Annotated in this window: 6 protein-coding genes and 1 pseudogene; 3 read left to right on the top strand and 4 right to left on the bottom strand. The window is 58.6% G+C overall.

The genetic code is table 11. The features are described from left to right. The first annotated feature begins 221 nt into the window (after positions 1-221). The 3 genes from VHE58_08970 to VHE58_08960 all read left to right on the top strand — a co-directional run bounded on the left by VHE58_08970 (position 222) and on the right by VHE58_08960 (position 3,205). Positions 222-1,445 (top strand): DNA-directed DNA polymerase, encoded by a 1,224-nt coding sequence (locus VHE58_08970; protein HVS27408.1) that lies wholly within the window; start codon positions 222-224, stop codon positions 1,443-1,445. Positions 1,446-1,568: 123 nt separating this feature from the next. Further along, a complete protein-coding gene (locus VHE58_08965) occupies positions 1,569-2,195 on the top strand; it encodes a DUF47 family protein (protein HVS27407.1) in 627 nt (208 codons plus the stop codon). After that, on the top strand, positions 2,195-3,205 hold the full coding sequence (locus VHE58_08960; protein HVS27406.1) for an inorganic phosphate transporter: 1,011 nt from the start codon (positions 2,195-2,197) through the stop codon (positions 3,203-3,205). The genes VHE58_08965 and VHE58_08960 overlap by 1 nt, the downstream gene beginning before the upstream one ends. A 280-nt stretch (positions 3,206-3,485) precedes the next feature. Here VHE58_08960 and VHE58_08955 read toward each other — a convergent pair. The 4 genes and pseudogenes from VHE58_08955 to VHE58_08940 all read right to left on the bottom strand — a co-directional run. Continuing rightward, positions 3,486-3,698 (bottom strand): annotated as a pseudogene (locus tag VHE58_08955) (integrase core domain-containing protein). Between the two features lie 138 nt (positions 3,699-3,836). Continuing rightward, positions 3,837-4,748, bottom strand: a complete 912-nt coding sequence (locus tag VHE58_08950; GenBank protein HVS27405.1) for a YihY/virulence factor BrkB family protein — start codon at positions 4,746-4,748, stop codon at positions 3,837-3,839. Positions 4,749-5,013: 265 nt separating this feature from the next. Beyond that, positions 5,014-5,835 (bottom strand): M48 family metallopeptidase, encoded by an 822-nt coding sequence (locus VHE58_08945; GenBank protein HVS27404.1) that lies wholly within the window; start codon positions 5,833-5,835, stop codon positions 5,014-5,016. A 61-nt stretch (positions 5,836-5,896) separates the two neighbouring features. Then, a partial coding sequence (locus tag VHE58_08940) for a BON domain-containing protein (protein HVS27403.1) occupies positions 5,897-6,047 on the bottom strand: 151 nt, incomplete at its 5' end.

Below are 6,047 nucleotides of genomic sequence, written 5' to 3'. Positions count from 1 at the left end.
GTTTGCACGAAAAATGCCCATCTGCTGCGTTGCGCTCCTCGGCATCGTAGTCCTGGCTACGACCTTCGTCGCGCGCCTTGCATCTGAGCATTTTTCGTGTCAAACGCGGCTCCCGGAGAGTTTTTCAACACCCTGTTAAGGTTGGTTTGTCGTAGAATCATCAGGGCCATTACAGCTTATCCGCATCGCCCGCCAAAGTCGATTGCAGCCCCATGCCACTGATGCCACTCCGCACACTTTTCGTTGATTTCAATTCCTATTTCGCTTCGGTCGAACAACAATTGCGCCCGGAACTGCGGGGGCTGCCCCTCGCCGTATTGCCGGTCATGGCCGATACCACCTGCTGCATCGCCGCGAGCTACGAGGCCAAGAAATTCGGGATCAAGACCGGCACCAGGGTGACCGAAGCCAAACGGCTCTGCCCTGAAATCCGCCTGGTTGAAGCGCGTCCGGCGGTGTATATCGAATATCACCACAAGCTGGTCGAAGCGGTGGAATCCTGCACGCCGGTCGAACGCGTGTATTCGATAGACGAAATGGGGTGCGAGTTGACCGGCAGCCAGCAGCAGAAGGAAAAAGCGCTGGCGCTCGCCCAAGCCATCAAGCGCAAAATCGCCAATCGCGTGGGAGAAGCCCTGCGCTGCTCGATTGGGATTGCGCCCAATACGTTTCTCGCCAAGGTGGCCTCGGACCTGCAAAAACCCGACGGCTGTGTGGTGATTGAAGAGGCCGATTTGCCGCAGTGTCTGTACCGCCTGCAATTGCGCACCCTGACCGGCATCGGCCGCAATATGGAAAAACGCCTCAAAGAACATGGCATCAATTCGGTCAAGGCGCTTTGCGCGGCGGATAAAACCTGTTTACGCCTGGCCTGGGGCGGCATCGAAGGCGAGCGCATGTATGCGAAACTCCGCGGTGAAGAAGTATTTGTTCCTCCTTCCCGGCGTGGGAGCGTCGGCCATTCCCATGTGTTGCCGCCGAAACTGCGTTCGCACGAAAAAGCCTACTCGGTTCTGAACCGCCTGCTGCAAAAGGCGGCGATGCGGCTCAGAAGCTACAACTGCATCGCCGGCGGAATGCACGTGCGGGTGAAGCATATTGACGGTAGCGACTGGGAAAACGAGCGGCGCCACGATCCCACCCAGGATACTTTGCAGCTCCTCAAGGTACTGGAAACGCTTTGGAAGGACTACCGAAAGACCCAAGTTGCGCCGCTTGCCGTGTCTTTGACGCTTTTTAATCTGGATGAGCAGGCGCATCAGTCGCGCTCGTTGTTTGATACCGGCAACAATCGCGACAAATTGAATGCGGTCATAGATTCGCTCAATTTGCGATACGGAAAAAGTGCCTTGTATTTCGGCGGCGCGCACCTGGCGCTTAAATCCGCGCCGATGCGCATTGCTTTCAACCACATTCCCGACCCCGTCATCGAAGGTAATGAATGATTTCAGAGTAAGCGACCGACTCTGCTAAAATACGGGCTGGCAAAAGGGGACGCGCCGGCAATCCCCTTGAATAACAACCTCCTGCCCGATGCAATCAAAGCAGTTTTTCCGAAAGGTGACACGATGTTTGGAAAACTGATGCCCCGCGAAGGCCGCTTTTTTGAATACTTTAACGAACATGCCGAACAACTGGTACTCGGCGCGATCGAGCTCAAAGCGCTGATGAGCGATATCGGCGAGCTGCAAATCCGCGTGCGCAACATCGAAGCCATCGAAAACAAAGCCGACCAAATCACCCACCAGACGATTCAGCTCCTGCACCAGACCTTCATCACCCCCCTCGATCGCGACGAAATCCACCAACTGATAACCAAGATGGACGACATCCTCGACCTGATGGAGGACGCCTCGCAATGCATGTTTCTCTACGATATCCGCACCGTCACCGATGAGGCGAAAAAGCTCGCGGACATCTGCCTCGCCTGCACTGAAAAGGTGCAGCTCGCAGTGTCCCATCTTTCCAACATGGACAACGCCGAATCGATTCTCAATCTCTGCGCCGAAATCGACAAGCTGGAAACCGTTGCCGACCAGGTAATGCGCTCGGCCATGGCCAAGCTCTTCCGCGAAGAGCCGGATACGCGCCATCTCTTCAAGATGAAGGAAATCTATCAGCTCCTTGAGACGGTCACCGACCGCTGCGAGGACGTGTCGAACATTATCGAAGGCATCGTTCTAGAGAACGCGTGATGCATTCTCTGCACGTAAGTTTCGAGGTAATCGTCTTCCTGATTGCCTTCGCGCTAGTGTTCGACTTCATGAACGGCTTTCACGATGCCGCCAACTCCATTGCCACTATTGTCTCCACCGGCGCTATGCGGCCGCAGTGGGCGATTGTCTGGGCTGCGGTATTCAACTTCGTCGCCTTCCTGTTTTTCGGCCTGCACGTGGCAACAACGATCGGCAAAGGCATCATCGACCCCAACATTGTCGACCATCATGTCGTGTTCGGCGCGCTCTCCGGTGCGATTGCCTGGAACCTGATTACCTGGTATTACGGCATTCCTTCCAGCTCCTCGCACGCGCTGATTGGCGGGCTTGCCGGCGCGGCGGTGGCCAAAGGCGGAGTCGGTACGCTAGTCGCAAGCGGTTTCATGAAAACCACGCTGGCCATCGTGCTCTCCCCGGCGCTCGGATTTTTGCTCGGCGGACTGCTGATGATCGTGGTGGCCTGGATCGGCGTTGCCAGTACTCCACGCAACATAGATCTCTGGTTCAAAAGGCTGCAATTTGTATCCGCGGCGTTCTACAGCCTGGGCCACGGCAGCAATGACGCGCAGAAAACCATGGGCATTATCTGGATGCTGCTGATAGCCTCGGGCCTGAGCGGCGGGCAGGAAGACTTGCCCTTCTGGGTGGTAATTTCCTGCCAAGCGGCAATGGGGCTGGGCACGTTGTTCGGTGGCTGGCGTATCGTCAAAACCATGGGCATGAGAATCACCAAGCTCAGACCGGTGAGCGGCTTCTGTGCATCGGCAAGCGGCGCCACGACCTTGTTCCTCGCCACCTGGTTGGGCGTGCCGGTATCGACGACCCATACGATTGCCGGTTCCATCGTCGGTGTGGGTTCGGTGCAAAAGCTTTCCGCGGTGCGCTGGGGCGTTGCCGGCAGCATCGTCTGGGCCTGGCTGCTCACCATCCCCTGCTCGGCGTTTATTTCCGCTGTGGCGTGGTATCTGGGCATGCAGTACTTAAAATAGGCGGGCCGCCCGAACAAAAGAAAAAGCCCACCCGCAATGGGGTGGGCTTTTTGTTTTATGGTGCCTGGCGGTGACCTACTTTGGCTTCCACATAACTTGCCACACAAGTTAGTGTTCGCCGCAAGAAGCCGCGGCAACCAACCCTACTTCGAATACAGACCCGGGCACTGTCAAGGTAGTTGTCGCATAAAACAGAATTCAAATTCTGCACGATGCGCTCATAGAAGTGGCCCCACTCGTTCAGACAGAATTTAGGTTCCGATAAGTGAAGCTCTGCGGGTTAAGCTGCCAGTTTCTGCGACAGCGAATTAAAGTACACGCTATCCGGCGTCTTGCCGTCAAGCGCCGAGTGCGGCCGGCGCTGGTTGTTGTAGAACGCGAAATAGCGCCCAAGCCTTGGCGCGCATCTAGAACCGATTCGTAGGCATGCAGATAGACCTTCCTCGTACTTGGCGCTCTTCCACAGTCGCTCGATGAACACGTTGTCGCGCCAGCAACACCATACGGGCGACCCTGCGCGCGCGGTCTGACGACCGGCGACACGCTCACGCTGCCCGGGGGAGCGCCCCTGCGCCGGCTGCAGCGGCACCCGCCGTGCAGCTTGCGGCGCCGGTGATCGCCCGCTTTGCCGTCACTCCGAGGGTTCTGCGGCATGCTCCATTGTCGCCAGGCACTGCGTCTCATGCTGGAGGCTGCCGAACCCCAGTGTGTACTGCCTGGTGAACTCTGCACCCAGGAAAAATATCTGTGCCGAGTAATAGACCCATAGCAACAATGCGATGAGCGACCCTGCCGCGCCAAAGCTCGAGGCCACGCCGCTGTTGCCTAGGTACAGGCCAATCGCATATTTTCCTAGGCTGAACAATCCCGCCGTAAAAGCGGCACCGATCCAGACATCGCGCCAGGAAAGTGGTGCATCCGGCAGCACTTTGTAGATCACCGCAAAAAGACAGGCGATGACCCCGAATGCAATCACCGAGGAGAGAATTGCGAGGATATTGTAAGAACTGCTCCAGATCCCGCCTGCATAACGTTCAAGCACGGCAAGCGCTGCGCTGAGCACGAGAGAAACGAGCAGCAGGAAGGCCAGCACCAGTACCAGTCCGAAGGAATGGAGTTGGGTTCGCAAGAACACGACTATGGCCAACCCCTTGGGTGGTTCGATGCCCCATAGTTCATCGAGGCTGCCCTTCAGTTCGACGAAGACGCTGGTGGCGCCCACCAGCAACAAGACGCTCGCTACCATGGTCGCCGCGAGCCCGGAGGCTGGATCTCGCGCGCCCGCCAGCAATGCCTGGATCGCCTGCGCACCATTGCGCCCAACCAGTCCTTCGACTTGCGCGATGATCTCGCCCTGGGCCGCTTCGGCGCCAAAGAAATAGCCGGCGCCCGCGATGGCAAGGATCAGGATGGGCGTCATGGAGAACAACGTATAAAAGGCCAGAGCTGCGCCTTTGCTGCCGGCTCGATGGTCGATCCAGGCCTTCAAAGACTTAGTCAGGACCGCATGCATGCGGCTTAACCAGCGAGGGATCGCATCCACCGGACCGGACCTGTTTCGCTTACCCAAATCAGACCGTTTGAGCCGACACGCCCGCCGCGGCGCAAAGAAACGCCGCCGCGCAGATTCTCCACACGATATTCCGAACACGGCGGCGGCGAGAATTCATGGGGTCTCGTGACAGGGCCCGGAACGAAACTGCCGCTGCCGGGCACCGCCAGGTGAATGCGCGAGTCGCGGAGCGCGCGGGCCGCGACCGCCGCGGAATCCGCGGCCGGGGTGCCTGCCTCGTTCACGACGGGTCGACTCAGCCGCGCCGCCGCGCGGCATCGTAGAGCGGCATCACGGTGGGCAACAGCGCCTGGATCTGCTGCACGCGGCTGGCTTCCGCCGGGTGCGAACTGAGAAATTCCGGCGGCCGGCCGCCCTGACTGGCATTGATCATTTTCTGCCACAACGTAACTCCGGCGCGCGGGTCGTAGCCGGCGCGTGCCGTAAGCTCCAGGCCGATACGGTCGGCTTCGTTTTCATCGGTGCGGCTGAACCTGGTCGCTATCAAGGCCTCGTAACCGGCATTTGCGACGCTGGCTGAGCCCTCGCCGAGGCCGAACAGTGCGGCGCCGATACCGATGGCGGTCTGCGCGGCCATCGCCTGGGACACCTGCTCGCGCGAATGCTCGCGCAGAGCGTGCGAAATCTCGTGCCCCAGCACGATCGCGATCTCGTCGTCGGTAAGATGCAGTTGATTGATCAGCCCGGAATAAACCATGATCTTGCCGCCGGGCATGCAGAACGCGTTGAGCTCGTTGCTGGTGATTACATTGACTTCCCATTTCCAGCCTGGCGCGTCAGCACGAAACACCCTGGTCTGCGGTTCGAGACGGCTGGCGATCGTGCGCACGCGCTGAAGCATGGCGTGATCCTGGTTGAGCGCACCCTTGCGCGACGCGTCTGATTGCAGCTTGGCATAACTTTGCGCGGCTATCTGGTCGAGCTGCCCGGAGGACACGAGCATCAGTTGCGAGCGATTCGCGCCGACCGACCCACCGGAGGTGGTAGTCTGGCAGCCGCCGAGCGCCAGCGCGGACAAGCAGAAAGATATAGCCGCTACGATTCGAAGAGTAAGCATGATTTCCCGCTGCAGTTTCAGTTGATCGACGGTTTGCGTACGCTAAGCGGCGCTCACACCCTTACTTGACGCGCATGTCGTTCTTGACGGACTTCACACCCTTGACGCCGCGCGTCACCTCGACCGCTTTGTATATATTGGCCTGGGTGCTGACGAAGCCGCTCAACTGAACTACGCCTTTGAAGGTTTCGACGTTGATTTCAGCGGATTTC

Source organism: Burkholderiales bacterium, from assembly GCA_035543335.1.
Lineage (GTDB): Bacteria > Pseudomonadota > Gammaproteobacteria > Burkholderiales > JAHFRG01 > JAHFRG01.
This window is presented reverse-complemented; position numbering and strand designations above follow the sequence as displayed.

Bases quoted from the DNA above. Each gene is read 5' to 3' on its own strand.
- VHE58_08970 (HVS27408.1), top strand. From the start codon at position 222: ATGCCACTCCGCACACTTTTCGTTGATTTCAATTCCTATTTCGCTTCG.
- VHE58_08960 (HVS27406.1), top strand. From the start codon at position 2,195: ATGCATTCTCTGCACGTAAGTTTCGAGGTAATCGTCTTCCTGATTGCC.
- VHE58_08945 (HVS27404.1), bottom strand. From the start codon at position 5,835: ATGCTTACTCTTCGAATCGTAGCGGCTATATCTTTCTGCTTGTCCGCG.
- VHE58_08965 (HVS27407.1), top strand. From the start codon at position 1,569: ATGTTTGGAAAACTGATGCCCCGCGAAGGCCGCTTTTTTGAATACTTT.